General features: G+C 70.6%; 30 protein-coding genes. 17 read left to right on the top strand and 13 right to left on the bottom strand.

Annotated elements, in window-relative coordinates:
* Positions 1–5 precede the first annotated feature (5 nt).
* Positions 6–947: an alpha/beta hydrolase gene (locus ACEXQC_RS16965; RefSeq protein WP_374825108.1), complete on the bottom strand. Its 942-nt coding sequence runs from the start codon at positions 945–947 to the stop codon at positions 6–8.
* 109 nt (positions 948–1,056) lie between these two features.
* Between ACEXQC_RS16965 and ACEXQC_RS16960 the strand changes: the two genes are divergently transcribed.
* The gene (locus ACEXQC_RS16960; protein WP_374825106.1) at positions 1,057–1,329 is read left to right on the top strand and encodes a hypothetical protein; all 273 of its coding nucleotides are present in this window, start codon (positions 1,057–1,059) and stop codon (positions 1,327–1,329) included.
* Positions 1,330–1,406: 77 nt separating this feature from the next.
* On the opposite strand, the gene ACEXQC_RS16955 is transcribed toward ACEXQC_RS16960, so the two are convergent.
* Together ACEXQC_RS16955 and ACEXQC_RS16950 are read right to left on the bottom strand one after the other, a co-directional pair.
* On the bottom strand, positions 1,407–1,619 hold the full coding sequence (locus ACEXQC_RS16955) for a DUF3072 domain-containing protein (protein WP_374825723.1): 213 nt from the start codon (positions 1,617–1,619) through the stop codon (positions 1,407–1,409).
* Between the two features lie 174 nt (positions 1,620–1,793).
* Positions 1,794–2,042, bottom strand: coding sequence for a hypothetical protein (locus tag ACEXQC_RS16950; protein WP_374825104.1), 249 nt, complete (start codon positions 2,040–2,042; stop codon positions 1,794–1,796).
* Between the two features lie 135 nt (positions 2,043–2,177).
* Between ACEXQC_RS16950 and ACEXQC_RS16945 the strand changes: the two genes are divergently transcribed.
* The 8 genes from ACEXQC_RS16945 (at position 2,178) to ACEXQC_RS16910 (ending at position 8,476) form a co-directional block, all read left to right on the top strand.
* Entirely contained in the window at positions 2,178–3,131 is a 954-nt protein-coding gene (locus ACEXQC_RS16945; protein ID WP_374825102.1) for a manganese catalase family protein, read from the top strand.
* A gap of 122 nt (positions 3,132–3,253) precedes the next feature.
* Positions 3,254–4,270, top strand: a complete 1,017-nt coding sequence (locus ACEXQC_RS16940; RefSeq protein WP_374825100.1) for a WcbI family polysaccharide biosynthesis putative acetyltransferase — start codon at positions 3,254–3,256, stop codon at positions 4,268–4,270.
* Positions 4,267–5,418, top strand: a complete 1,152-nt coding sequence (locus tag ACEXQC_RS16935; protein ID WP_374825098.1) for a glycosyltransferase family protein — start codon at positions 4,267–4,269, stop codon at positions 5,416–5,418. Before ACEXQC_RS16940 ends, ACEXQC_RS16935 begins: the two co-directional genes overlap by 4 nt.
* Positions 5,415–6,791 (top strand): glycosyltransferase family 2 protein, encoded by a 1,377-nt coding sequence (locus ACEXQC_RS16930; RefSeq protein WP_374825096.1) that lies wholly within the window; start codon positions 5,415–5,417, stop codon positions 6,789–6,791. Before ACEXQC_RS16935 ends, ACEXQC_RS16930 begins: the two co-directional genes overlap by 4 nt.
* Before the next feature lie 158 nt (positions 6,792–6,949).
* Complete coding sequence (locus ACEXQC_RS16925) at positions 6,950–7,252, top strand: hypothetical protein (RefSeq protein WP_374825094.1); 303 nt, start codon at positions 6,950–6,952, stop codon at positions 7,250–7,252.
* 85 nt (positions 7,253–7,337) lie between these two features.
* Positions 7,338–7,481, top strand: coding sequence for a hypothetical protein (locus tag ACEXQC_RS16920; protein WP_374825092.1), 144 nt, complete (start codon positions 7,338–7,340; stop codon positions 7,479–7,481).
* Positions 7,482–7,516: 35 nt separating this feature from the next.
* Positions 7,517–7,972, top strand: coding sequence for an SRPBCC family protein (locus ACEXQC_RS16915; protein WP_374825090.1), 456 nt, complete (start codon positions 7,517–7,519; stop codon positions 7,970–7,972).
* A gap of 189 nt (positions 7,973–8,161) precedes the next feature.
* A complete protein-coding gene (locus tag ACEXQC_RS16910) occupies positions 8,162–8,476 on the top strand; it encodes a hypothetical protein (protein WP_374825088.1) in 315 nt (104 codons plus the stop codon).
* A gap of 20 nt (positions 8,477–8,496) precedes the next feature.
* Here the strand turns inward: ACEXQC_RS16910 and glgX are convergent, their stop codons facing one another.
* From glgX to ACEXQC_RS16895, 3 genes are all read right to left on the bottom strand, one after another.
* Positions 8,497–10,560 carry a glycogen debranching protein GlgX gene (gene glgX, locus ACEXQC_RS16905; protein ID WP_374825086.1) on the bottom strand — a complete coding sequence of 688 codons (2,064 nt, stop codon included), beginning with the start codon at positions 10,558–10,560 and terminating at the stop codon, positions 8,497–8,499.
* A gap of 67 nt (positions 10,561–10,627) precedes the next feature.
* Entirely contained in the window at positions 10,628–11,392 is a 765-nt protein-coding gene (locus ACEXQC_RS16900; RefSeq protein WP_374825084.1) for an EAL domain-containing protein, read from the bottom strand.
* A 34-nt stretch (positions 11,393–11,426) separates the two neighbouring features.
* Positions 11,427–11,864: a MarR family winged helix-turn-helix transcriptional regulator gene (locus ACEXQC_RS16895; protein ID WP_374825082.1), complete on the bottom strand. Its 438-nt coding sequence runs from the start codon at positions 11,862–11,864 to the stop codon at positions 11,427–11,429.
* Positions 11,865–11,886: 22 nt separating this feature from the next.
* Here ACEXQC_RS16895 and ACEXQC_RS16890 point away from each other — a divergent pair, with 22 nt between their 5' ends.
* Positions 11,887–12,123: a hypothetical protein gene (locus tag ACEXQC_RS16890; RefSeq protein ID WP_374825080.1), complete on the top strand. Its 237-nt coding sequence runs from the start codon at positions 11,887–11,889 to the stop codon at positions 12,121–12,123.
* 61 nt (positions 12,124–12,184) lie between these two features.
* On the top strand, positions 12,185–12,355 hold the full coding sequence (locus ACEXQC_RS16885) for a hypothetical protein (protein WP_374825078.1): 171 nt from the start codon (positions 12,185–12,187) through the stop codon (positions 12,353–12,355).
* Between the two features lie 34 nt (positions 12,356–12,389).
* Here the strand turns inward: ACEXQC_RS16885 and ACEXQC_RS16880 are convergent, their stop codons facing one another.
* Both ACEXQC_RS16880 and ACEXQC_RS16875 read right to left on the bottom strand, forming a co-directional pair.
* Complete coding sequence (locus ACEXQC_RS16880) at positions 12,390–12,671, bottom strand: hypothetical protein (protein WP_374825076.1); 282 nt, start codon at positions 12,669–12,671, stop codon at positions 12,390–12,392.
* A gap of 119 nt (positions 12,672–12,790) precedes the next feature.
* A complete protein-coding gene (locus tag ACEXQC_RS16875) occupies positions 12,791–13,027 on the bottom strand; it encodes a hypothetical protein (protein WP_374825074.1) in 237 nt (78 codons plus the stop codon).
* A 354-nt stretch (positions 13,028–13,381) separates the two neighbouring features.
* Here ACEXQC_RS16875 and ACEXQC_RS16870 point away from each other — a divergent pair, with 354 nt between their 5' ends.
* On the top strand, positions 13,382–15,316 hold the full coding sequence (locus ACEXQC_RS16870) for a hypothetical protein (RefSeq protein ID WP_374825072.1): 1,935 nt from the start codon (positions 13,382–13,384) through the stop codon (positions 15,314–15,316).
* A gap of 107 nt (positions 15,317–15,423) precedes the next feature.
* A complete protein-coding gene (locus ACEXQC_RS16865; RefSeq protein ID WP_374825070.1) occupies positions 15,424–15,711 on the top strand; it encodes a hypothetical protein in 288 nt (95 codons plus the stop codon).
* A gap of 26 nt (positions 15,712–15,737) precedes the next feature.
* Here ACEXQC_RS16865 and ACEXQC_RS16860 read toward each other — a convergent pair whose 3' ends face one another.
* Entirely contained in the window at positions 15,738–16,343 is a 606-nt protein-coding gene (locus ACEXQC_RS16860; protein ID WP_374825068.1) for an arsenate reductase/protein-tyrosine-phosphatase family protein, read from the bottom strand.
* Positions 16,344–16,489: 146 nt separating this feature from the next.
* Here ACEXQC_RS16860 and xylB point away from each other — a divergent pair, with 146 nt between their 5' ends.
* On the top strand, positions 16,490–17,926 hold the full coding sequence (gene xylB / locus ACEXQC_RS16855) for a xylulokinase (protein ID WP_374825066.1): 1,437 nt from the start codon (positions 16,490–16,492) through the stop codon (positions 17,924–17,926).
* A gap of 33 nt (positions 17,927–17,959) precedes the next feature.
* Here xylB and ACEXQC_RS16850 read toward each other — a convergent pair whose 3' ends face one another.
* On the bottom strand, positions 17,960–18,820 hold the full coding sequence (locus ACEXQC_RS16850; protein ID WP_374825064.1) for a TetR/AcrR family transcriptional regulator: 861 nt from the start codon (positions 18,818–18,820) through the stop codon (positions 17,960–17,962).
* A 166-nt stretch (positions 18,821–18,986) separates the two neighbouring features.
* On the opposite strand from ACEXQC_RS16850, the gene ACEXQC_RS16845 reads away from it, so the two are divergent.
* Together ACEXQC_RS16845 and ACEXQC_RS16840 are read left to right on the top strand one after the other, a co-directional pair.
* On the top strand, positions 18,987–19,520 hold the full coding sequence (locus tag ACEXQC_RS16845; protein WP_374825062.1) for a MarR family winged helix-turn-helix transcriptional regulator: 534 nt from the start codon (positions 18,987–18,989) through the stop codon (positions 19,518–19,520).
* Positions 19,507–20,019 carry a MarR family winged helix-turn-helix transcriptional regulator gene (locus ACEXQC_RS16840; protein ID WP_374825060.1) on the top strand — a complete coding sequence of 171 codons (513 nt, stop codon included), beginning with the start codon at positions 19,507–19,509 and terminating at the stop codon, positions 20,017–20,019. Before ACEXQC_RS16845 ends, ACEXQC_RS16840 begins: the two co-directional genes overlap by 14 nt.
* 6 nt (positions 20,020–20,025) lie before the next feature.
* Here the strand turns inward: ACEXQC_RS16840 and ACEXQC_RS16835 are convergent, their stop codons facing one another.
* From ACEXQC_RS16835 to ACEXQC_RS16825, 3 genes are all read right to left on the bottom strand, one after another.
* Positions 20,026–21,078 (bottom strand): hypothetical protein, encoded by a 1,053-nt coding sequence (locus ACEXQC_RS16835; RefSeq protein ID WP_374825058.1) that lies wholly within the window; start codon positions 21,076–21,078, stop codon positions 20,026–20,028.
* A gap of 101 nt (positions 21,079–21,179) precedes the next feature.
* Positions 21,180–22,382 (bottom strand): sensor histidine kinase, encoded by a 1,203-nt coding sequence (locus tag ACEXQC_RS16830; protein WP_374825056.1) that lies wholly within the window; start codon positions 22,380–22,382, stop codon positions 21,180–21,182.
* Positions 22,379–23,062 carry a response regulator gene (locus ACEXQC_RS16825; RefSeq protein WP_374825054.1) on the bottom strand — a complete coding sequence of 228 codons (684 nt, stop codon included), beginning with the start codon at positions 23,060–23,062 and terminating at the stop codon, positions 22,379–22,381. The genes ACEXQC_RS16830 and ACEXQC_RS16825 overlap by 4 nt, the downstream gene beginning before the upstream one ends.
* A 97-nt stretch (positions 23,063–23,159) precedes the next feature.
* Between ACEXQC_RS16825 and ACEXQC_RS16820 the strand changes: the two genes are divergently transcribed.
* Positions 23,160–24,794, top strand: coding sequence for a sensor histidine kinase (locus tag ACEXQC_RS16820; protein ID WP_374825052.1), 1,635 nt, complete (start codon positions 23,160–23,162; stop codon positions 24,792–24,794).
* The last annotated feature ends 40 nt before the right edge of the window (positions 24,795–24,834 follow it).

Genomic DNA, 24,834 nt, shown 5'->3' with positions numbered 1-24,834 from the left:
CCTGCTCAGGCGGCGAGCGCCGTCTTCACCGCGCGCACGATCGTGGCACGCGCGGCACGCCCCTCAGCGGTGGGCAGCAGCGGGAACACGTGCACGAGCCCCGCACCCTCGTGGTAGTCGAGCTCCACACCCGCCGCGGCGGCCTTCTGCACGAGCAGCCGCGCATCCGGATTCAGCACGTCGCGTGTGCCGCTGAAGAGCGTGATGGGCCCTAGCCCCGCGAGATCCCCCTCGAGCGGGCTCACCACGGCGTCGAGCAGATCCCGATCGCCGCGCCAGTGCTCGGCCAGCACACGCCCGCCCGGTGTGGCGAGCCACGGATCGCTCGGCTGCACCTCGGGGATGCGCGGATTGCTCCAGGTCAGGTCGAGTGCGGGTGAGATGAGCACCGTGCGCGGCAGCACGATGCCGTGCTCGTCGCGCAGCGCGAGCGCCGTGGAGAGCGAGATCTGACCACCGGCGGAGTCGCCCGCCAGCACCGTCGGCCCGTGCACGGCGAGGTTCGCGCGCACAAGGTCGGCCACGCCGTCCGCGGCCTCGAGCGCGGTTCCGAAGGGGATGAGCGGGTAGATCGGGAGGGTCACGGTGGTGTTCGCCTCGGCGGCGAGCTGCGCGGCGAGGTGCCAGTGCTGCGTGGCGATCTCGCCGACCCACCCGCCGCCGTGCACGTAGACCACGCTGCCGCGAGGTGCGGCCTGCTCACCCGTGCGAGTGCCCGCGCCCGCGCCGGCTCGGCCGGAACGGGGTGTGATCGTGTAGATCGGCCAGTCGGTGTGCGCCACGTCGACCCGCACATCGGGCCTCAACCGCGAGGGCGGCCCGTACGGCACGGGCCGCAGCTCGCGCTCCCGCACGCGGCGTCGTGCACCCTCCTCCGAGACGAAGACCCGGTTCGCCCTCATGAGGCGCAGCAGGGGGGCGACAACGCCATTGGGGAGAGTGACCATTCACCTATCTTTCACCCCCATTACCCCCGTTCGGGTGCGCCTGGCGTGCCATCGCCGCCGGATCGGGATACTCTCGGTACTTCCACAGTCGAACTACCAGGGGGACACCATGTCGAACAAAGACACACTCATCAGCGCGCCGGCCGGCACCGACTACCCGGGCAAGACCCTCGGCATCGTCGGTCTCGTCGTCGCCATCATCGCGAACCTCATCGGCCTGATCATCAGCGCCATCGCGCTGTCGCAGTCGAAGAAGGCCGGCTACAAGAACACGCCTGCACTCGCGGGCGTCATCATCGGAGCCGTGCTCTTCGTGATCGGCATCATCGTGTCGATCATCAGCTTCACCGCCGCCATGTCGATGGTGCCGACGACCTACTGATCACCGGTTGATCGCCGAAAGGCCCCGGCCTCCCGCAAGGGGAGCCGGGGCCTTTCGCGTACCTGCCGGCCTGCCAGCTACTGTCCGCGGCCGGTGGCCTTCTGCAGCCGGTCGATGTGCTCGGAGGCCTCCGCCTTCGTGAGGTTCGCCGGCAGCTCCTCGCCCGCCTCGCGGAGCAGGGTGTCGAGGTAGCTCTTCTGCGGGCCGGTCATCGGCTCGTCGCCGGTCACCCAGTCCTCGGGGTCCTTGCTCGCCGACTGCGAGGGGTCGGGGCCTGCGCCGCCGAGCATCTCGGGCTCGTCGGCGGATGCGATCTGCTCGTTCTCGGCGAAGCTCTCGCGAGCGCCGGGTCCGTTGGGGTTGTCCGGGGTGGTGTCGGGGGTGGTGGGGGTGTCTGCGGTGTCGCTCATGCGCAGGAGCGTACGCCGCAGATGGGAACCCGCCAGGGGTTGCGCCCCCGCGGGTTACCGGTCGCTGTCGCGCAGATCGTCGGGCGCCTTGTCGCCCACGGGCTGCGACTCGTCCTCACCGGCCACGCCGGGCGCGTAGTTCTCCCAGTCGGGCTCGGCCTCGCCGGGGGCACCCCCGGTGGGTCCGTCGTTGCCCTCGCCCTCGCCGGAGAACACGGTCTCCCCCGCCACGGCATCGTTCGTGACGGTCTCCTGGGCCAGGTCGAGGTCGTCCATGCGGTCGTCGTTCTCGCGTGCAGTCATGACTCCACATCTACTCCCCCGGTCGCCGTCCCGCTCACACGCACGGCCGGAAAATCAAGGGGGGCTGAGAAATCGGATGGTCGACCGATGGTGGGGGCAGAGCGGCGACAGGTCCGCTCCCAACGGAGGTCGACCATGTATTTCCACGCACAGGAATGGATCAACGAGATCGCGGCGGACGAGCCCGATCCCGCAGCCGCCAACGCCCTGCAGGAGGGTCTCGGCGGCCAGTTCGGCGAGATGCGCACGATGATGCAGTACCTCTTCCAGGCCATGAACTTCCGCGGCCCCGCCGCGAAGCCGTACCGCGACCTCATCCAGGGCGTCGGCACCGAGGAGATCAGCCACGTCGAGCTCATCGGCACCACCATCTCCCGGCTGCTCGACGGCTCGCCGCGCTACCAGGGCAAGCCCACCGATCCTCTCGACACCCCTGGTGCCGGCGGAGCGACCCCGCTCGGCATCGCGCTCGACACGGGCAACATCCACCACTACCTCGTGGGCGCCCAGGGTGCGCTGCCCGTCGACGCCGCGGGCAACCCGTGGCTCGGCAGCTACGTCTACAACTCGGGCAACCTCGTGCTCGACCTGCTCTACAACCTCATGCTCGAGTCGACCGGTCGGCTGCAGAAGTGCCGCATGTACGAGATGACCGCCAACAAGACGGCCCGCTCCACCATCGCCTACCTCATCGTGCGCGACCAGGCCCACGAGAACGCCTACGCCAAGGCGCTCGAGACGCTCGGCATCGACTGGAAGAAGACCCTGCCGATCCCGAAGACCAACGCGGAGCAGTTCCCCGAGGTCAAGAAGCTCGTCGACCTGGGGCTGCAGAGCAAGCAGTACTCGTTCGACCTCAAGGGCGAGTCGGAGGCGGGCCGCATCTTCCAGGGCGCATCGCCCTCCAACGACGGCACCGAGCTCCTGGCGACCGAGCAGGCCCCCATCGGCTCTCCGTCGTTCATCGCCCCCGAGCGCCTCGAGGAGTTCTCGCCCGGTCTCGACCCCGAGCTGCTCAAGCTCATCCAGACCACGGCCGAGCTCGAGCTCGCCGAGGTCGACGCCACGTTCGGGCCGCTCTCGGCCTGACACCAGACCACCCCGGTGCAGGAGCCTCCCCCCAGCCTCTCGCACCGGGGTGCAACCCGCCGAGAGTGACCCGATCCTCCGGAGGGATGGCGTGGGGGCCGGATCACGGCATCCTGGAGAGGATGCCTTCCACCCCCACGCCTCTTCCCCGTGCCGCCGTCGCGCCGTCGACCCCTCCGCAGGGCACCGTCGACGAGGGTCGCCGCCGCCACTTCGCGCGCTTCTACGGCCTCGACACCACGGATGCCGGCCAGGCGATCCCCGGCCCGACGGATGCCGGCCAGACGAATCCCGGCCCGACGGATGCCCGCCCGATCGGCCTCGTCTTCGGCAACTGCCAGGCCGAGTCGCTGCGTCTCGCTCTGCCCGTCTCCACGGCCTGGGTGCGCATGCCCCCCGTGCACGAGCTGACCGCAGCCGACGTGCCGCACCTCGAGGCCCTCCTCGCGGTCGCGGGTGTGCTCATCAGCCAGCCCGTGCACGACGACTACCACGGCCTGCCGCTCGGCACCCGCCAGCTCTTCGCGCGCGTGCCCTCCGACTGCCGCACCGCGGTCATGCCCGTCATCCGCTCGGCCGGGCTGTACCCCACCCACGCCATCGTGCGCCCGCCGAGCGATCCGTCGCTCACCCCGCCCGTGGCCCCGTACCACGACCTCCGCACGCTCGCCGAGGCCGCAGGCGACCCGCTGCCGCCGCTCACGGTGGCCGCCGTGCTCGCCATCGCCGAGCTCTCGCAGCGCGAGCTGCGCTCCCGGGAGTCGCGGCACGAGGCCGTGGTCATCTCCGACCTGTTCGACCGCCCGGGCTTCGAGCTCATGCGCACCATCAACCACCCCGGCAACCCCGTGTGGACCGAGCTCGCCACCCGCGTGGCCGACCACCTGGGCCTCGAGGGCCCGCCTGCGGAGCTCGACCGGCCACTGCTCAACGGCATCCACGCTCCGCGGAACCCCGTGGTCATCGAGGCGTGGGGGCTCGAGACGCCGAGCACCGGGCACTGGACGATCGACGGCGTGCAGGTGACCGAGGAGGAGCTGCGCGCGATCCACCTCGACTGGTATCGCGAGCACCCCGACGTCGTGACCGCGGGGGTCGCCAGGCACCGCACCGCGCTCGATCTGCTGGCCGCGTCGTGACCCGCGCCGACGACCTCGCGCGGCGGCCGGAGGAGGAGTGGGCGCCGCCCTCGCTCATCCTCACCGGCCAGCCGGAGCACGGGGTCAGCACCTACGCCCGCCACCTCGCCGAGAGCGTGCGAGCCTCGTACCCGGCCACCGAGCTGTGGGACGCGCGCGCCGCCGGGGCCCTGCCCGTCTCGTCGGCCGTGCCCGCCGTGGCGCAGGTGGCCTCGCCCTTCCGCCCCGCGGGCGAGGGGGCGGAGTGGGTGCACCTGCACTTCACCGACCGGCTCTGGGGGTCGGATGCCGCCTCGGCGGCGAGCGCCGTGGAGGCCGTGGCGGCGCACCACCGCGTCACGGTGACCCTGCACGACGTGCCCCAGCCCTCCGACCGGCAGCACCTGCCCCGGCGCGCGGAGGCCTACCGCCGCGTGGTGCGGGCGGCATCGGGTGTGGTGTGCAACAGCAGGCACGAGGCCGAGCTGCTGCGTCGGTTCACGGATGAGGATGCGACGCCCGTGGTCATCCCCCTGCCTGTCGCCGCCGCGCATCCGTTCGCCGTGCCCGAGCTGCTCGAGCCCGCGGTCGCGATCCTGGGCTTCTACTACCCGGGCAAGGGCCACGACCGAGCCATCGCGGCCGTCGCCGCTCTGCTTCACGAAGAACAGCTGCACGAAGACCAGCTGCGCGAGCACGCGGCCACCTCGGCAACCGACCGGGCGCTGCGGCCGAAGGTCATGGCGCTCGGGCGCGCCTCGGCCGGCCACGAGCGCGACCTCGAGACTCTCACGGAGCGCGCCAGGCGCCGCGGGGTGCTGTTCGAGGCCACTGGCTACCTGAGCGACCCTGAGCTGCTGCGCCGGTCGCGCCAGGTGGCGGTGCCCGTGATCGCGCACGACCACGTGTCGGCCTCGGGATCGCTGGCCTCGTGGATCACCGCCGGCCGCCGCCCCATCGCCGTGCGCAGCCGCTACATGGAGGAGATGGCGGCGCTCCGTCCTGGCACGATCGAGCTCGTGGAGGGCGACGACCTGCCCGCCGCGATCGCCCACGCCCTGCGGAACCCGCGCAGCACGTGGCTCACCGGCCACGAGTCGCTGCACCCCACGCACCGCGACACCGTGGACCTCTACTGCACCTTCTGGGCCGAGACGATGCACGCGTGACCGCTCAGCCGCCGTTCGGGCGTGCCGTGCCCGGCAACGACTGGAGTGTGCTCGACGGGGTGCAGCCCGCGGAGCCGCCGTTCGTCTCGGTGGTCGTGGTGCACTACGAGCAGCACGACGACCTCGCCCGCCTGCTCCGCGCCCTCGACGCGCAGACGCACCCGGCCGATCGGCTCGAGGTCGTGGTGGTCGACGACGGATCCGCGGTGCCGCCGACCGTTCCCCCCGGTGTGCGGCTGATCGTGCACGAGGACCGCGGATTCCGCGCCTCCGCGGCCCGCAATGCCGGCGTCGCCGCGACCACGGGCGAGGTGCTGTGCTTCCTCGACGCCGACACCGCCCCCGAGCCGGGCTACGTCTCCGCCATTATCCGCCTGCCCGCCCTCGCGCCCGAGGCCGTCACCGTGGGCCACCGCCGCCACGCCGCCCTGAGCGCCCTCAGCACCCCCGCGGTGCCCGCGCTCCCCATCGAGGTGTCCATCCCCATCGAGCTGGCGGGTCCCGCGCACGAGCTGCCCGAGCCCGCCTGGCTCGCCGAAGCGTACGCGGCCTCACGCGACCTCCTCGATGCCGATGAGCGCTCGTACCGCTACCTCATCGGCGCCGTGCTCGCCTGCTCCCGCTGGTTCTTCGACGAGCTCGGAGGCTTCGACGAGACCTTCGTGGAGTACGGCGGCGAGGACTGGGACTGGGCCCACCGCGCCTGGCTGGCGGGAGCGGTCCTGGCGCACGTGCCCGAGGCCGTGGCCTGGCACAACGGGCCGGACGCGGCGATCCGCGAGAGCGACGACCCTCGCCGGGCGCACGAGAAGAAGACCGCAGAGACCCTCGCGCTCCTCAGCCGCATCACCGTGCCCGGAGCCACGGGTCGCGGCCTCGCTCCGGCGGTCCCCGACGTCGTGGTCCGCCTCCCCGACGGCCCACCGGCCGCGCTCTACCGGTGCGTCGACACCGTGCTGCGGCTCCTCCCCACCGCCATCGTCGTCGTGCCGCTCGACGCCGGCCACCTGTTCGCCCACGACTCCCGGGTCACGACCGACGGCGACACCGCCCTCCGCGCGCGCACCACCGTGGAGGCATCCGCCCTCTTCGCCGTCGCCGAAGCCGACCTCGAGACGGTCGGCAGCGCCCTCACCGACGCCTCCACCCGCGTGGGCCGCGGCGCCCTCGCCGAGATCACCCTCGACGGCGACGGCGAGAGCGAAGGCGTGAGCGACGTCGAGCTCACGGTCACCTCGTCGCGCTCCCGCGCCAGGATGCGCCGCTGGGGCCACCTCGACGGCTGGACGACCGAGCGCCGATCCACCCCCGTGAGGCCTGCGGATCCGCTCGCCGACCTCGCCGCCCACCTCGGCGGCTGGGCCGAACTGTGAACACGATTCTCCACAGGTTCTCCACCGATGTGGATAACGGGAGGAACACTGATGACTAGACGCTCTAAGTAAAAAAGACCCGCCTGTCAATGGGTCACGCAGCACTATTTTTTTGGCTAGATTATCTAACGACTCGACAATCTAGCTAAGGCAGGATCATGACCGCAGTACTCCCCAGCCGCCCTGACACGGCGATCCTGCGTTGGGCCTCGCCCGAGACCAGGCTCTGGGTGGCGACGCACGACGGCGAGTACGCCGGCATGGTCGAGTTCACCGATGGTCACTTCGTGACCCACGACCGCGCAGGTCGCACGGTCGGCACCTCGAGCTCGCTCCCCGCGGCTCAGCGCGCCATCCTGCACCCCGTCGCCGCGCCCATCTCGCTGCCCTACGTCGCAGCGGTCGCGGGCACGGTAGCCCTCTCGCTCTCCACGATGGGCATCGCGGCCCTCGCCGCTTGACCCTCCCGATCGTCACCGGCACCACCCCCCACGCGCAGCATCCCCCTCCCCCACCGCTCCACCCCTTCCGAGACGAGGAACGACCATGATCGACACCGCCGCCCGCATCCCCACCATCACCCCCCTCGTGCACCCCGACGTGCTCGACTACGTGAAGAACCGCTTCGGCTACTCAGAGCACGACCTCATCATCGACAGCCTCGAGCCCATCGTCCCCGAAGCCGCCTGACCCGCTACCGATCCACCACGAGAAGGAGCACCACCATGGCCCAGATCATCGAGACCATCGACGTCGACGTCCCCGTGACCGTCAGCTACAACCAGTGGACGCAGTTCGAGTCGTTCCCGCACTTCCTGAGCGAGGTCGAGTCGATCACGCAGACCGACGACACCCACTCCCACTGGAAGGTCAAGGTCGGCGGCGCCGAGCGCGAGTTCGACACCGTCATCACCGAGCAGCACCCGGATGAGCGCGTGGCGTGGACGAGCACGGGTGGCGACACCGAGCACGCCGGCGTCGTGACCTTCCACAAGCTCTCCGACACCACGAGCCGCGTCACCGTGCAGATCGACTGGGAGCCCGAGGGCCTGCTCGAGAAGGTCGGCTCGCTCGTGGGCGCCGGCTCGCACGCCGTCAAGAAGGACCTCGAGAACTTCAAGGAGTTCATCGAGAAGGAGGGCAACGCCACCGGCGCCTGGCGCGGAGACGTCCAGGCCTGATCACGACGGTCCGCAGTGACGGACCGGCTCGAACACCTCCGAAGCGCGGAGCGGATGATTCCGCTCCGCGCTTCGTCGTGCCCGGACGATCGACGCCACCCGGCCGAGGCGGCCGCAGTCTCCCTACGCCCCTCGAGACCGCCCCACCACCCCCGTGCGGTCGGGCGCCCCGGGGTGTGCGATGGAAGCATGTCCTTCACACCGCGCCCCACCCTCCCGCCGTCCACCACCTGTCACCCTGGGGCACGTCGCCCGCTGGCCCGCCGCCTCCTGGCTCTGAGCGCGGGCACCGCCCTCGCGGCCGGCGCCGTGCTCGGCCTCTCCGGCTGCGGCGATGCCGACGCCCAGACCCCGTACCCCGAGCGCACCGAGTCCGGCACGCCCGTGCCGCCGGACGACGACATCAGCCCCGCTCCCGAGACCGCGGAGCCGACCCCCGCGGAATCGGACTTCCCGAGCCCCGTGCCCTCCTCCGAAGACGACTCCGGCACCCTCGACGGCTGAGCCGCAGGCGCCGCGCCGCCTCAGGCGCCCGACTGCAGCAGGGTGAACGACCCGTCGCGCACGATGAGCGTCGTGACGGCCCCCTCCACCTGCTGACCGGGGTCGCTCGAGGCGGCGAGCGTCCACTCCGCATCCGGGGCCGCCGGCACGGCGAACTCCACGCCGTTCTCCGCGGCGTTCAGCAGCAGGGCGAACGAGTCGGCCCCCGGGTGCGAGAACACGAAGCCGATCGAGCGCGCATCCGGGTTGTCCCAGTCCTCTTCGGCGAACGGCTCGCCGTCCGAGCGCAGCATGAGCACCGTGTCGGTCGCTCCCTGCGCGGTCAGCCCCTGCCGGAACCACGCGGGCCGGAGCGCCGGCTGCGTGCGTCGCAGCTCGAGCAGCGAGGTCGTGAACTGCAGCAGCGAGGTGTCGACGGCAGCCCAGTCGAACCACGAGATCTCGTCGTCCTGGCAGTAGGCGTTGTTGTTGCCGCCCTGGGTGCGCCCGAGCTCGTCACCGCCGAGCAGCATCGGCACCCCCGCCGAGAGCAGCAGGGTGGCGAGCAGGTTGCGGCGCTTGCGGTCGCGGCGCTCGTTCACGGCGTCGTCGTCCGTCGGCCCCTCCGCGCCACCGTTCGACGACTTGTTGTCGCTCTCGCCGTCGTTGCCGTCCTCGCCGTTGGCCGCGTTGTGCTTGTCGTTGTACGAGGTGAGGTCGTGCAGCGTGAAGCCGTCGTGCGCCGTGATGAAGTTCACGCTCGAGAGCGGCGAGCGCCTGTCGGCCTCGTACACGTCGGGCGAGCCGAGGATGCGCTGCGAGACCGTGCCGAGCACAGCATCCGTGCCGTTCCAGAAGTCGCGCACGTCGTCGCGGAACTTGCCGTTCCACTCCGCCCAGTCGGCGGGGAAGCCGCCCACCTGGTACCCGGCGGTGTCCCACGGCTCGGCGATCATCTTCACGGGCGCGAGCACCGGATCCTGCTGGATGAGGGTGAGGAACGCGCTGTGCAGCTCGGCGTCGCCGCCCTGCCGGGTGAGGGTCGTGGCGAGGTCGAAGCGGAAGCCGTCGACGTGCATCTCGGTCACCCAGTAGCGCAGCGAGTCCATGATGAGCCCGAGGGCTGCTGGGTGCCCCACGTTGAGGCTGTTGCCGGTGCCCGTGGTGTCGAAGTAGTTGCCCTCGTCGCCCTCGACGAGCCGGTAGTAGGCGGCGTTGTCGATCCCCTTGAGCGAGAGCGACGGGCCCATGTGGTTGCCCTCTGCGGTGTGGTTGTAGACCACGTCGAGGATCACCTCGAGACCCGCGGCGTGCAGCGCCTTCACCATCTGCTTGAACTCGGTGACCTGCCCGCCCGACTGGCCCGCCGCGTCGCTCACGTACTCGTTGTGGGGCGCGAAGAAGCCGATCGAGTTGTAGCCCCAGTAGTTGCGCAGGCCCTTCTCCTCGAGGTGGCTGTCCTGCACGAACTGGTGCACGGGCAGCAGCTCCACCGCGGTCACGCCCAGGTCGGTGAAGTGCTTGACGGCGGCGGGATGCGCGAGCCCCGCGTAGGTGCCGCGGATCTCCTCCGGCACCTCGGGGTGCAGCTTCGTGAACCCCTTCACGTGCGTCTCGTAGACGACGGTCTCGGAGTACGGCGTGCGCGGGGCGCGGTCGGCCTCCCAGTCGAAGCCGGGATCGGTGATGACGCACAGGGGCGTCGAGCCCGCGGAGTCGATGTCGTCGCGCCGCTCCGGCTCGTTCATGTCGTGGGCGAACACGGCCTGGCCCCACTGGTAGCCACCCTCGATGGCGGTGGCGTGGGGGTCGAGGAGGAGCTTGTGCACGTTGTGGCGGAGGCCTGCCTCGGGGTTCCACTCGCCGTCGACGCGCACGCCGTAGCGGGTGCCGACACCGGCGTCGTCGACGAAGCCGTGGAAGACGTGACCGGTGCGGTGCTCGAGCCGGGTGCGGGTCTCGGCGCCGCTCTCGTCGAAGGTGCAGAGGTAGACGGCGTCGGCGGTCTCGGAGTAGAGGGCGAAGCTGTAGCGCCCGTCGATCGACGAGAAGCCGAGGGGGTACGGCAGCGAGCGGGCAGGGGTGGAGGAGGGGGATTCGGGCATGACCTCATCTAGACATGACCCACGCCGATCGCTAAGGGGTTGCCGCTCCGGCCGAAGTCGGCCGTGTTCAGCCCGAAACGCGCGGCGGCACGGGCAGGCCCGCGATGGTCGTGGCGGCCGAGGCCGCACCGGCCGAGGCGTTCGGCAGGCGCTCCGGTGGCCCGAACAGCAGGCCCCGGCCGTGGGTGGCACCGAGCGCCCTGGCCGCGAGCAGCTGCTGCTCGGTCTCGATCCCCTCGGCGATCACCACGGTCGGCCGCCCCGTGGGCTGCGGCTCGATGATGCTCACGTCGAGCGTGACGACGTCGGGGTCGAGGAGCGGCAGCAGGGCGAGCGCGGCCGGCTCCGCTCGGAGTCCGTCGATGGAGATGCCGATGGCGAGGCCGAGGTCCCTGGCGCGATCGATCGTGGAGACCAGGTCACCCGCCGAGGCGAGCAGCGCACGCGCGCTGAGCTCCACCACGAGAGCGGGGCCGGCCCCTCCCCCCTCGAGGGCGACCCCGGCGCGGAACGACTCGGGCTGGATGCTCACGAGCACCCCGAAGGGGGCGGTGAGTCCCGCACGCGCGGCGTTGAGCACGCTAGCGCGCCTGAGGGCGCGGTCGAGCTCCAGCATGCGTCCGCCGGCCTCGGCGTGATCGAGGATCTCCTGCATCGAGCCGAAAGCCGAGCCGCGCGGCGGCCGGTTCACAGCCCGGTAGGCCACCGTCTCGCGGGTCTCGAGCGAGACCACGGGCTGGAACAGCGTGTCGATCGAGGCCGGGGAGCCGGGGGCGCGGGAGACCACGATGTCCTCGAAGTGGGACTCCTGCACCGCGCGCCATGTCGACATCCGGTCTCCAGCATCGCAGACCCGGCCGATCGCCCTAGGCGGGCACCGGTGCCACGCGCTCGATGATCGCCGACAGCCGGGACTGCAGCTCGAGCAGTTCCGCGAGATCGACACCGAGCGCGGCCACCACCTGCGGCGGCACCCGCTCGGCCTCCTGGCGGAGCGCCTCCCCCGCCGCGGTCAGCCGCAGCTCGAGACGCCGTTCGTCGACCGCCGCACGCTGCCTCGTGACGAGTCCGGCCGCCTCGAGCCGCTTCACGAGCGGTGAGAGCGTGGCCGGCTCGAGACGCAGCACGTTCGCCACGTCGGAGAGCGAGCGCGGGGCCCGCTCCCACAGGGCGAGCATCACGAGGTACTGCGGATGCGTGAGACCGAGCGGCTCGAGAATGGGCTTGTAGGCGCCGATCACCGAGCGCGAGGCCACCGCGAGCGCGAAGCACAGCTGCCGGTCGAGAGCGAGCGGATCATCCATATTCGTTAGTATACTAATCATTATGGCACGAAAGAAACGCGACGACCCGATGAACCCGTTCAGCGGCAAGCCCGGGTTCATCAACAACCTCAACCGCATCGTGTACAGCTACGCCGGTCCCGCCCAGGTGGGGATCGGCCGCACCGAGGCGCCGTACGTTCCCCCCGTCGATCCGCGCTGCCCGCTCTGCGGCAACCTCATGGCGGCTCACGACATCGACCGCTCCGGCGAACGCACCCAGCTGCACTGCCCCCGCTAAGCACCACTTGTCGATCAGCGCAACCCCTCGTCCATTCAGCGTGGCTGAATACGGTGTGAACATGGCAACGCTGCGAGCGACGATGACGAAGAACGGCACCACCGAGGAGTTCCAGGTGGAGGCGGCCGACTTCGAGTCGGCGAAGCACCGATTGCCGTTCTCCGAGGGCTGGGTCGTCACCTCGTACTTCTACGATGCGCGTGCGGAGTCCTCGCTCGAGGCAGCAGCCTGATCAGCACTTAAGCCCTGGTCAGTGGCCGATCCTGTCAGTGCCCGAAGACGCCCTCGATGCGTCGGGCGAGCTCTTCGGACATCGTGGCCACGCGCCAGTGCTCGTCCACCCCATCGGGGGCGGCGTAGGGAGCTGCACCGCGATACGCCGCTGCGATCTCGCGAGCGGCCCTGGCGGCCAGTTCGGGTGTAGCGGCATCGCGGATGCGCGACTCGTCGTAGACCAGGGGGAGATCGCCGAGCGGCGCACGGCGCAGCCGGATCCCCTCCAGCACCATGACCGTTCCGGTGATGAAGATCTGGTCGGAGAGATTCATCGCCTGCAGCCAGCGGGCGGTTCTCGATGTCTGTGGATTCTGCATGGTGCTCCGCACTGAGAGTACCGAGATCACCTGATGACCCGTACTCCCAGCCCGGGTGCCACCCGTTCGGGCGCCTACTCGGCGACGAAGAGCAGCGGCTTGCCGTCGTAGTAGTCGGAGTTGAACTCGACGGGATCGCCCGAGACCTTCGACTGCGAGAGGTGGATGAACGAGATCTCGAAGCCCTTGAGCTCATCCTTGTCGAACTGCTCGTTGAGGAACGCGACCTGCGCGGCGGCGGCCGCCGTCACGTCGACGAGCTCGGCGCTCAGAAGGGCCTTCTGCCCATCGGTACCGGTGAATTCGTACACGAGGGCTTCCCCTGCGCCCACTTGTGTGCCCGGCGCCGCCACATCACCGCTCGCGGCCGCGGCGTCCGAGCCCTCGTCCTCGGTCTCGGTGGTCGGGAGGGCCTTCTCGACCGGGTCTGTTCGGACACCACATATGGTGACTTTCCCCTACTCACAGCACTATGGGGAGTACTACCCATGGCGCTTGTCTACAGATGCTGTATAAGGTGTAACCCGGTCGGGGGAACTGGGTTCCGAAGTAGGAGACACCAAAGCACGCCCCCGGGACACGCACAAAGGAACTAGGGGTCTATGACGAACTCATGGAAGAAACGGCTCGCGTATCTCGCAGTCGGAACGGTCACGGTCGCCGGTATGACCGGCGCATTCGGATCCGCTGCATTCGCCGCACCCTCTGACGAGCGCCCTGCGCCCATCGGGGACTTCAATGCGTTCGCGCAGGAGCAGCTCGCTGCCTCCGACCAGGTCGCGGCAATCATGCCGACCGACAACGGCACCAAGGCCGTCGCGTACGTCGTCGCTCCGAAGGACGGCGAGTCCGAGGACGCAGCCGTCACCGAGCTCAAGGCCAACCCGAACGTCGAGATCACTCTGATGGACGGCGCCTTCGAGGCCTACGCCGACACCGACGTGGTCGGCGGCGCCGGCTACTTCGCCGGCGCGACCCCCACCGCCACGTCCGGCGGACTGTGCTCGGTCGGCTTCTCGGGCTGGTCGCCTGAGGGTGACCCCGTCGTCATCTCGGCCGGTCACTGCACGAGCGACAACGTCAACGACATCTCGTCCCTGACCCTGCCGACCGGTGACGCCGCTGGTGGCGGCAACGACTCCACGGTTGCGGTCACCTACCCGCTCGGCGAGCTCGCGTTCTCCCAGTACGGCGGACCGAACAACACCACCGGCACCAACGGTGACCTCACGAGCGTCGACATCTCGGTGTTCGATGTCACGAACGCCGACCTCACCACTCTCCCCGAGGTCACCGACTGGACCACGTCCAGCACCGAGGACCTCTCGGCGTCGACCATCCCCGTGCGCGAGATCGGCGAGGCCGTCAAGGGCCCGATCAAGAAGAGCGGCCGTACCACCGGGCTCACCGAGGGCACCGTCCTCCAGACCAAGGGCTGGGCGAACGTCGGAGGCCGTCAGGTCTACGGCTTCGCCGCCGCACTGGACTCCGCCGGTGGCGACTCCGGTGGATCCATGATCCAGGGCAACACCGCCGTGGGCGTGCTCTCCGGTGGCGGACCCGCCGCTGACGGAACCGAGATCACCATCGGTGCCGACCTCAACGCCGGCCTCGCGCTGGCCGGCGGTTACACCGTGGCTCTCTACCTCGACGCTCCGATCGTGACCTCGGTCGCGAACGGTGGCCAGGTCTACACGGGCTCGACCATCTCCGGAACCGGCCCCGCCGGTGCGACCCTCGAGGTCAGCCAGTCCTTCGGTGGATCGGGTGACACCTTCGAGGTGGCCATCGACGCCAACGGCAACTGGAGCTTCCCGGCCCCGAGCAACCTCGGCCCCGTCGACTACACGATGACGGCCGTCCGTGGCTTCGACCGCTCCGACTCCGCGACCCTCGCGGTCGAGGTCGTCCTGGGCGCTCCCGCCATCACGTCGCCCTTCGACGGCCAGCGCGTCGAGAGCGACGTTCCGGTCATCTCGGGCACCGGCTTCCCCGGCGCCACCGTCACCCTCACCGGTGCCGTGACCGGCGAGGCCGTCGTCGCAGCCTCCGGTCTGTGGAGCATCGAGACCGGCGGACTCACCTACGGTGCGTACTCCGTCTCGGCCACCCAGGCCGCTGAGGGATCCGTGTCGCCTGCTGCAGCCGTGTCCTTCCAGGTCATCCCGGTCGCTCCGATCATCACGTCGCCCGTGGGTGGAACCACCTACGAGCCCGGATCGGCTCCCACGCAGGTCACAGGAACCGGCATGGCCGGCGCCACGGTCGTCGTCTACGTCAACGGCCAGTCGGCCGGCGAGGTCGTCGTCTCCGAGAACGGCACCTGGGCCAAGCCCTTCTCCGCCGCACTCGCTGCCGGTGACTACGAGATCTCGGCTGCTCAGGTCATCAACGGTGTCGGCGGAACCGTCGCCTCCGTGAAGATCGCCGTCGCCGGCGCCGGGTCGGCTCCGACCGGCAACGGCCCCGGCCTCGCCAACACCGGTAACCCGGCCATGCCGCTCGTCGGCGGAGGCGCACTCGCGCTCCTGCTGGCTGCCGGTGGCGTGCTGCTGATGGTCCGTCGCAACGCGACGACCGCTGCTGACCGCCGTAGCTGAACACCGCTGTAACGCCTGAGGGCGGGTGCGACTCCGGTCGCACCCGCCCTTTCGGCATCCCAGGGCACTTTCGGCGGCCCACCCCCATTCGGGGTAGCGTGGTCAGGATGCAGCACAGAACCCCCGATGACGCGGGAGAAACCGAAGGCGTGGCCGCCGAGAGCGCTCCGGACGACGCCTACCTGATCGATGTGGCAGCCATTCCGAGCGGCAAGTTCGCCGAGCCGAAGCCCGGTCGGCACCACCCTCGTGGCCGCTTCTACCGGCCGGAGCTGTACAGCACCACCGAGAAGCTCGGGTCGAGCGTCGCCTTGAAGGTCGGACTCGTCTGCGCGCTCACGATCGCCGCGGGCACTCTCATCGTGCTCGCCGTCTCAACCGGCGCGATCCTCTAGCCAGGCGTTCAGCGACAGTCAGGCGGTCAGGCTCGGCCGACGGCCAGGGCTCCGACGCGCAGCACGCGCGCGATCTCCTCCACGGCGGGCACGAGCTGCTCGGCCGACCTCTCGTAGGTGGCGTCACTGCGGCGGTACGGGTCGATCACGTCGTCGTCCTCCGTGGTGGCAGGTGCCCCGATCTGGCCCTTCCGCGAGGCCACGAGTGCCACGACCTCGGCGAGACCCGCCCGCACGCTCACGCCGCGCGCAGCCGCCTCCGCCACCTCCGCGTCGGCGAGGCCCTCGGAGAGCCGGGCGAACTCGCGCAGGGTGAACGTGACGCCCACCTTGCGCGGCACGAGCTCCACGATCTCCCGTCGGTGGCTCCGCGACAGGGCGAAGATCAGATCGCTCGACTCCACGATCGGCTCGGTGAGGTACCGGGCGCGGTGGGCCTCCGGCGATCCCCCGTAGCGCGCCGAGAGCGCGGCGGCCTGCTCGGGCATGGGGTCGCCCTCCCCCGCGTACGTGCCCGCGCTCGCGAACCCGAGCGAGGGGATGTCGGCGAGCCGTGCCCGCAGGATCTGCTCGGCCATCGGAGACCGGCAGATGTTGCCGGTGCACACGGTCAGAACGGAGAAGTCGGCCATCCCCTCACGCTACCTGGTCGTCCCCACCACGGAATGCCGCGCCGGGTTGGTGCGTCGGCGCTCGGTCGAATATGTTGTGGGTGGATACTTTCTCGTCCTGTCCCGCAAAGACGCCCCGACACCGGCCACTGGCCCAGGAGACACCCATGACGCTCGTCGCCGGAATCGACTCGTCCACCCAGAGCTGCAAGCTCGTCATCCGCGACCTCGAGAGCGGCGCCCTCGTGCGTCAGGGCCGAGCGAAGCACCCGGCGGGCACCGAGGTCGATCCCGCCGCCTGGTGGACCGCCCTGCTCGAGGCCGTAGCCGAGGCGGGCGGTCTCGACGACGTGGCCGCGATCTCGATCGCCGGCCAGCAGCACGGCATGGTGGTGCTCGACGAGCAGGGTGAGGTCATCCGCCCGGCACTGCTCTGGAACGACACCCGCTCCGCCGGTGCCGCCGTGGCGCTCATCGAGGAGTTCGGTGCCGCAGCCCTCGCCGCCCGCACCGGTCTGGTGCCCGTGGCCTCCTTCACGGCCACCAAGCTGCGCTGGCTGCGCGACGCCGAGCCGGAGGCGGCCGCCCGAGTGGCCGCCGTGGCCCTGCCGCACGACTGGCTCACCTGGCGCCTCCGCGGCTTCGGGCCCGCAGGCCAGAGCCCCCTCGGGCCCGTGCTCTCCGAGCTGGCGACCGATCGATCGGATGCGAGCGGCACCGCGTACTGGAGCCCGGTCGCCGAGGACTACGACCGCGAACTGCTCGTGGCGGCCCTCGGGCACGACGCCGTGCTCCCACGCGTGCTCGGGCCCGCCGAGAGCGCCGGCGCCACCGCGGAGCTGCACACCGAGGTCGCAGGTACTGCAGTGGGCATCCCCGCGGGCATCGTGGTGGGCGCCGGAGCGGGCGACAACGCCGGCGCCGCACTCGGCCTCGGTGCGTCGGAGGGCGACGTGGTCGTCTCCATCGGCACGAGCGGCACCGTGTTCGCCGTCACCGACAGCCCCTCGGCCGACGAGACCGGAGCGGTGGCGGGCTTTGCCGATGCCTCCGGCCTGTTCCTGCCGCTCGTCGCCACCCTCAACGCTGCACGCATCCTCGACTCCGTCGCCGCCCTGCTCGCGATCGACCACACCGAGCTCGGCGTTCTCGCGCTCGAGGCCGATCCCGGATCCGGCGGTCTCGTGCTGCAGCCGTACTTCGAGGGCGAGCGCACCCCCAACCTGCCGGGTGCCACCGCCACGCTCTTCGGCATGACCCTGGCCTCGACCACCCGCCCCACGCTCGCCCGCGCGGCCATCGAGGGCCTGCTGTGCGGCCTCGCCGACGGCCTCGACGCCGTGCGCAGGGTGGGGGTGCAGCCTCGCCGCATCCTGCTGATCGGTGGCGCGGCGCTCAACCCCGCCGTGCAGGCCATCGCAGCCCAGGTGTTCGACGTGCCCGTGGCCGTGCCGCTGCCGGGCGAGTACGTCGCCGACGGAGCGGCCACCCAGGCGGCCTGGGCCCTCACGGGCACACGCCCGTCGTGGCCGATCGCGCTGTCGGCCGAGCCGACGCCCGACCACCGCCCCGTCATCCGCGAGCAGTACGCCGCCCGCGCCTGAGGCTGCTGAGAACGATCCCGGCGAGGGTGCCGCCTACGACTCGGCGCCCTCGGCCCGGAGTCGCTGCGCCTCACGCAGGTGGGCCACCGCCGTCTCCACGTCGTAGTCGGGATCCTCTTCGACGAAGTACTCGAGGATGGCCACGAGGGCGATGGCAGGCAGACGCCAGCCGCTCTCGTCGGCGCCGAGAGTGACGCTCGCGGGGCCGGGGAAGTCGGCGTCGACCAGATCGGGGTTGCCGAGGCGGCGGAGCCCCAGCCCTTCGACCACCGCGGAGATGACCACCGCATACGGCCGGTAGTCGTCCCCCCACTCCTCCTTGAGCCGATAGCCGAGCATGAGCGAGAACCAGCGGTAGAACTCGGCCATGCGGTCAATGAACTCCGCACTTCCTCCGCGGAGCGCCCCCTCGATCTCCTCCCTTGCCGACGACTCCATGTTGCTGAGCAGGGTGGCGGAGAGCCCCACGTACGACTGCCAGGCCACCGACGAGATCACCGCGCGGAAGTTGTGCTCGAGCGCGACCCTGATGACCTCGTTCATCACCTTGCGGCGACCCTCCACGTCGGCCAGTGCGTCGATGTTGGCGAAGAGGATGCGCTCACAGATCTCGAGCGTCTCGTCGTCGGCCAGTCGCTTCGAGGTGTCGCTGGCGATCTCGATCAGCAGGTCGGCCACGAACGACTCCTTCGAGTCCCACAGCCGGTAGGTGGAGCTGCGGGGCACTCCGGCCTCGCGGATGAGGTCGTCCATGACGATGTGCTCGAAGCCGATGGTGAGACCGATGCCCTGCACACGGTCGAGAGCCGCGTCGAGCACCCTCCGCCTCACCTCGGCGGCGCTCAGGCGCGATCGCCTGTTCTGGTCGCCTCCGGATGCAGCTTCATCGACCACGCTCGCACCCCTTCCCCGTCCGTCGACCCGCCGAAAACACGACAGGTGTAGTCAAATCTAGCGAACCACCGGCGCGTCGCCCTCGCCGCACCGCTGACGCGGCCGATCCGACATCCGATCCGAAGAACCTAGGCCATCTAGTAAAGAGTTGGACTACGTTTGAGGGATGACCACCGAACGACCCGACTCGGCACCGCACTACTGGTACGGCTCCGATTCGCCGACGGCCCGCGAGCGAGGTGTCGCCGTCCTCGAGGCGATGCGCTCCTTCCGCACCGCCGAGTCTGCCATGCGGCGGCGTTCCGAGGCCTCGCTCGGCATGGGTGAGAACGACCTCGTGGCCATGCGCTACCTGCTGCGGGCAGCGGAGCAGGGCAAGTCCGTCGGCCCCAAGGAGCTCGCGCAGTACCTCGGCATCACGAGCGCCTCCATCACCGTTCTGCTCGACCGGCTCGAGAAGCAGGGTCACATCCACCGCGAGCCCAGCCCGTTCGACCGCCGTGCGCTCATCATCGTGCCCACCGTGCCGACCGACGAGGTGCAGGCCGCCACCCTCGGCGACGTGCGCCGCGAGCTGCTCGACGTCGTGGAGCGCCTCACCCCGGAGGAGGCCGCCACCGTGGTGCGCTTCATCTCCGACCTCAGGGCAGCCGTCGACCAGGTCGACGCCCACATCGTGGAGCAGGATGACCGACGCTGACGACGGATCTCCGGCGTACGGCACCTTCGCGACGACCTCCCCCCACGGCACGGCCGTGATGCAGGAGCTCGTGGCCTATCGGCACGCCGAAGAGGCCATGCGCCGCCGCACACGCGACTCGATGAGGATGGGCGAGAACGATCTCGCCGCGCTCCGCTACCTGCTCCGCTCGCGCGGCCAGGGTGTGGTCGTCACTCCGGGCATGCTGGCCGAGCACCTCGGCATGAAGTCCGCCTCCGTCACGGTCATGCTCGACCGTCTCACCACCTCGGGCCACCTCAGCCGCAGCCCCCACCCCACCGACCGTCGGAGCCTCGCGATCGTCGCCTCCTCGGGATCGGATGAGGAGGTGCGCGCCACCCTCTCCCAGATGCACCGCCGCATGATGGGAGTCGCCGAGACCCTCGACGCCGAGAGCGCCGAGATCGTGCGTCGCTTCCTCACGGAGCTCGCGGCCGCCGCAGACAGTGCCGCCCAGGCCGACCCGAGAGCGGTCTAGTCCGCGTCAGCCCAGGCGGTCGATGTCGAAGTGCACGAGCAGTTCGTCGCCCACGATCTGCTCCGACGTGGTGCGGAACATGAGCCTCGTCATGCGGATGAACGGGATGACATCCGCCCGGAGCGCCCGCACGTCGCTGCTCGCACAGCGCACCGAGCCGAAGCGATCCGATTCGCCCTCGAGCAGCTCGAGGATGACGGATCCCGGTCGCGTGTGCGTCGACCCCTGCAGGGCGATGAGCAGCGTGCGGAGGGTGGCCCTGTCGTCTTCGTGCAGTCGCAACGAGAGTCCGCTCTCGTCGACGAGGAGGTCGACGTGGGCACCGAGCGAGTCGAGCGACTGCGTCTCGGTGATCGCCGCGTGCAGCGCGTGCGCGAGCTCGCCCGCCCTCGCGGTGTCGGCGGCCGTCAGCTCCCCGCTCCGCCGGAGCGCGGCGAGGAACGGCACGACCTCGCTCCGCAGCGAGCCGACCTGCCCCAGCACGTCGTCGTCCACGAACTCGCGCCGGAGCTCGTCGATCTGCCTGTCCCGCGCCTCGGCCTGCTCGAGCCGCTCGGCGTAGATGCCGAGCAGAAGTCGGCGGGCGTAGGCGACCGCACCGAGCCCGAGGGCCAGGGCGGGGGCCACGGCCACCGCGAGGGTCACCGGCAGGGGGATGCCGTCGCCGGGGCTCAGGAAGCTGTGCAGCACCGCGAGCAGCGCCGCCAGGGCTGCGCCCACCCCCGTGTAGATCGCGATCTCGCCCGAGGTGCGGAACGGTGCCGCCGCCATCAGCACGAGGCCGAGCGTCAGCAGCCCCCAGTCGTCGCGCACCACGATGTTCGAGCCGAGGTAGCTGAGGGAGTTGAGCACCCCCGCCACCGCCACGAGCGCGAACGAGAGGGCGTAGCGGTCGCTCGTGACGCCGAGGTCGAAGCGGAAGGTGCTCCGCAGGAACCACGCGTAGCCCGCGAGCAGGGCGACGAGCGCGGCGACGGCGAGCGGCCACGACGAGACCTGGTCGACCGTGGTGAGGGTGAGACCCACGGCGCACACGACCGAGACGAAAGCGGCCATCACGAGGAAGCCCCTCGCGCTGATGGCGGCGAGCGGATCGAGCTCGAGGGCCGTTGCGCCTTGAGGAGGGCGGATAGCCTGCGGGCGCGGGCGCCGCTCCGCGGTCAGGACGCCACCGCCGGAACCGTCATGAACACGGCCGTGCCGTCTCCCGGCCGCGACCAGATCTGCACCGAACCACCGATCTCCGCGATGCTGTCGACCACGATCATGCGCAGCCCCACCGCGAGGTCTCCTGTGTTGTTGACGTCGAAGCCCACGCCGGAGTCCGAGACCATGATGCTGAGCTCCGGCGAGCTCGCCATCACAGCGATGTCCACGTCGCGCACGCCGCTGTGCGCCAGCACGTTCGCCAGGCACTCCGTGAGCGCCCGCTCGAGGCTGCGGCCCACCGCCGGGGTCAGCAGGTTCACGGCCTCGAGGTCGCCCGTCACCCGCAGCTTGAGGCCCTGCTGCTCGGCGCGGCCCACGATGCCGGCGAGCAGCGGCACCTTCACGAGCGCGCGCGAGGCGGAACCGCCGAGGCCGGGGCCGTCGAGGATGAGGGTGACGTCGGCGAGGTTGGTGAGGTCGCGGTCGATCGCCTGGCGCTGGGAGGGATCGAGCGGGCCGGGCTCCGCCGCCGCGAGCGCGCGCAGGTCGGCGAGCACGGTGTCGTGCAGCCACGACGTGGCGCGGGCGTTGAACCGCGCCACAGCCACGTCGTGCTCCTCGGCGAGCGCGGCTCCCGCCATGAGGGAGGTGCCGCGTGCGGCGTCGCGACGGCCGATCCACAGCACGGAGACGAAGAGAGCGAGCGCCACGTAGCCGGCGATCACGGGCACGTCGACGGCGAGCGGCAGGCCCTGCTGCCAGGCGGCGAGCTGCACGAGGCCGGGGCCCAGCACGAGGGCGAGGGTGCCGAGCGAGAGGGCGCGGGTGAGCGAGCGGGCGGAGATGCCCACCACGAGCACGGCGAACTCCGGCATCGAGAGCAGCACGTAGTCGCTCGACGGAGGCGCGCCAGGGCCCTGTGCCGAGACCGAGCTGCTGACGAGCGCGTAGAGGTAGAGGCCGGCGCACGCGATCACGGTGCAGACGAGCGCCCTGCCGTGGCTGGACGTGCGCAGCCCGCCGAACACCCCCAGTCCCGTGATCACGAGGCCCACGAGCGCGAAGCCGATGTCGAGGCGGCCGGTGAGCGGGATGAAGAACGCCGCGATGAGGAAGGTGGCCCCGAGGAACACCCCGGCGAACCACATGCCCGACCGCGCGAGGGCATGGCTCGTGGCGACTCCGTCGACGTCGGTCGCGATCTGCAGCGTCACGCCAGGTAGCCGTCTTCGGCGGCGCGCAGCATGAGCTCGTGCTTGGTGTCGGCCTGACGGCCCTCGGAGGCGTACTGCCCGCGGATGCGCTCGAGCGCGTTCTTGACGGCCTGGATGTTGGTGCCGAGGATCATCGCCACCTCCACGGGGCTGTGGCCGGAGGCGTAGAGCCGCAGCGTCTCCTCCTCGTCCTCCGAGAAGCGGATGGTCGAGCTCAGCGCCCGCGGACCCGCCGGGTCGTCCCACGCTCCGCGGCCGCCGCGACCCACGCCGAGCACGCGCCGCACCTCGTCCACGAGCTCACCGGCGGGGCGGGCCTTCGACACGAACGCCGCGGCTCCCGCGGCGAGCACTCGCTTCACGGTCTCCGGACCGTCGAGAGCGCTCATGACCACGACGACGGCGCCCACCGAGCGGCAGATGCGCAGGCGCGCCTCCACCGAGATCGGCTCGCGCAGCTGCACGTCCATGAGCACCACGTCGGGCGGGAAGGCGGGATCGCGGGCCAGCTCGGACCAGGAGGCGGCGCGGATGACGACGTCGAGGTCGGGGGCATTGGCGTCGACCCAGGTGGCGAGGCCGTCGAGCATGAGGGCGTGGTCGTCGACGATGCCGACGCTGTGCACCGTGGAACCCGCCACATCTGCTCCGCCGACCTCGCGGGAACTCCGCCCGCTCACGCCTGACCTTCGATCACCCTGACACCCCTACCGGCATAGTATCCGCCCGTCTCGGACGGGTCCAATCGTGATGGTCGGCAGCCTGTAGCCTCAACACATGAGTACGGGGAACGTGCACACCGAGGCGGATCGGCGCTCCCGGTTCGACCGAGCCGTGTTCCAGTCCCAGCTGCTCCTGGCCGGCGCCCTGCTCGTGCTCTTGTGCGCCGCGTACCTCTTCGAACCCACCTCCGTCATCGACATCCGGTTCTTCGGGGGCATCGCCGCCGTCTTCGTGCTCACCGGGGCCTCCGCGATCGTTCCGTGGTCGCGGTTCGACAGGAGGTGGGCCGCCCTCCTCCCCCTCCTCGACATCTTCGCGGTGCACGCCGTGCGGGAGGGCAACCCCGACCTCGGCGTCGGCCTGCTGCTCGTCTTCCCGATCATCTGGCTCTCCAGCTACTACGCCCTGCCAGGAGCCGTCGCGGGGGTGCTGGGCTCCTCGGTGCTCATCTGGGTCTCCGCCGCCGTCAGCGGGCAGCCGCTCACGGTGTCGAGCCTCGCGGGGGTGCTCGTGCTGCCGATCACGCTCTCGTTCGTGGCCACCGCCACCCTCGCCACCTCGAGCCGCACCGCCGCGCAGCGCGGCCTGCTCCGCCAGCAGGCCGATCTGCTCGAGGTCGCGCTCCGCCGTGCTCGGCGCCAGGAGCAGACGCTCGACGAGGTGCTCAACGCCGTCACCTTCGGTGTGGTGGCCTTCGACCGCACCGGCCGGCTGTCGATCGTGAACCGCTCGCACCGCACTCTGCAGAGCCAGTTCGGCGAGCCGGAGATGGCCGTGGAGCCCTCCGTGCTCTACAGGCAGGACCGCACGACCCCCTACGAGGAGGAGGAGCGGCCATTCCACCTCGCCGTGCAGGGCGAGCGCTTCGACGATCTGGTGGTCTGGCTGGGAGAGCCGGGCGAGAACCGGATCGCCCTGTCGGTGAGCTCCCGACCGCTCACCGCGCCGGACGGCGAGCTCGACGGCGGCGTCCTGGTGTCGCGCGACGTGACCGCCGAGATCAACGCCATCCAGTCCAGGGACGATCTGGTGGCCTCCGTCTCGCACGAGCTGCGCACGCCGCTCACGTCGATCCTCGGCTACCTCGAGCTCGCCCTCGACGACGAGTCGCTCGATGCCTCGACCAGGTCGATGCTCGAGGTCGCCTCCTCCAACGCCGATCGCCTGCTCGCCCTCGTCTCCGACCTGCTCACGGCGGCGAGCCAGAAGGATCAGCAGATCGCGATGTCGTTCAGCCAGTGCGATCTGGCCGAGATCGTGGGCGAGGCCATCGAGGCGCAGCGGATCGCCGCGTCAGGGCGCAGCATCGAGATCGACAACTCCCTCGAGGGCCCCGTGCTGCTCGAGGCCGACGGCTTCCGCCTCCGCCAGGTGGTCGACAACCTGCTCTCGAACGCCATCAAGTACAACCGCGAGGGAGGTCGCGTCGACGTGGGGGTCACGGTCTTCGACGACCGGATCGACCTCGTGGTCTCCGACACCGGCATCGGCCTGAGCGAGGTGGAGCAGCAGAAGCTGTTCGACCGCTACTTCCGCGCGGAGGGCGTGCGGCAGTCCACGATCCACGGCTCGGGGCTCGGCCTCACCATCAGCCGCGACATCGTGCGCCGGCACGGTGGCGAGCTCACCGTGCAGAGCACCGCCGGAGTGGGGACCGCGTTCACCGCGACCATCCCGCGCTCGCGGTAAGCTCCAGATCGACGCCACCCACCCACGCGAGGAAGGCCTG

The organism is Herbiconiux liukaitaii, from assembly GCF_041927495.1.
GTDB classification, from domain to species: Bacteria; Actinomycetota; Actinomycetes; order Actinomycetales; family Microbacteriaceae; genus Herbiconiux; species Herbiconiux liukaitaii.
The sequence above is the reverse complement of the archived record's forward strand: the minus strand, read 5'-3'. Positions and strand labels throughout refer to the sequence as shown.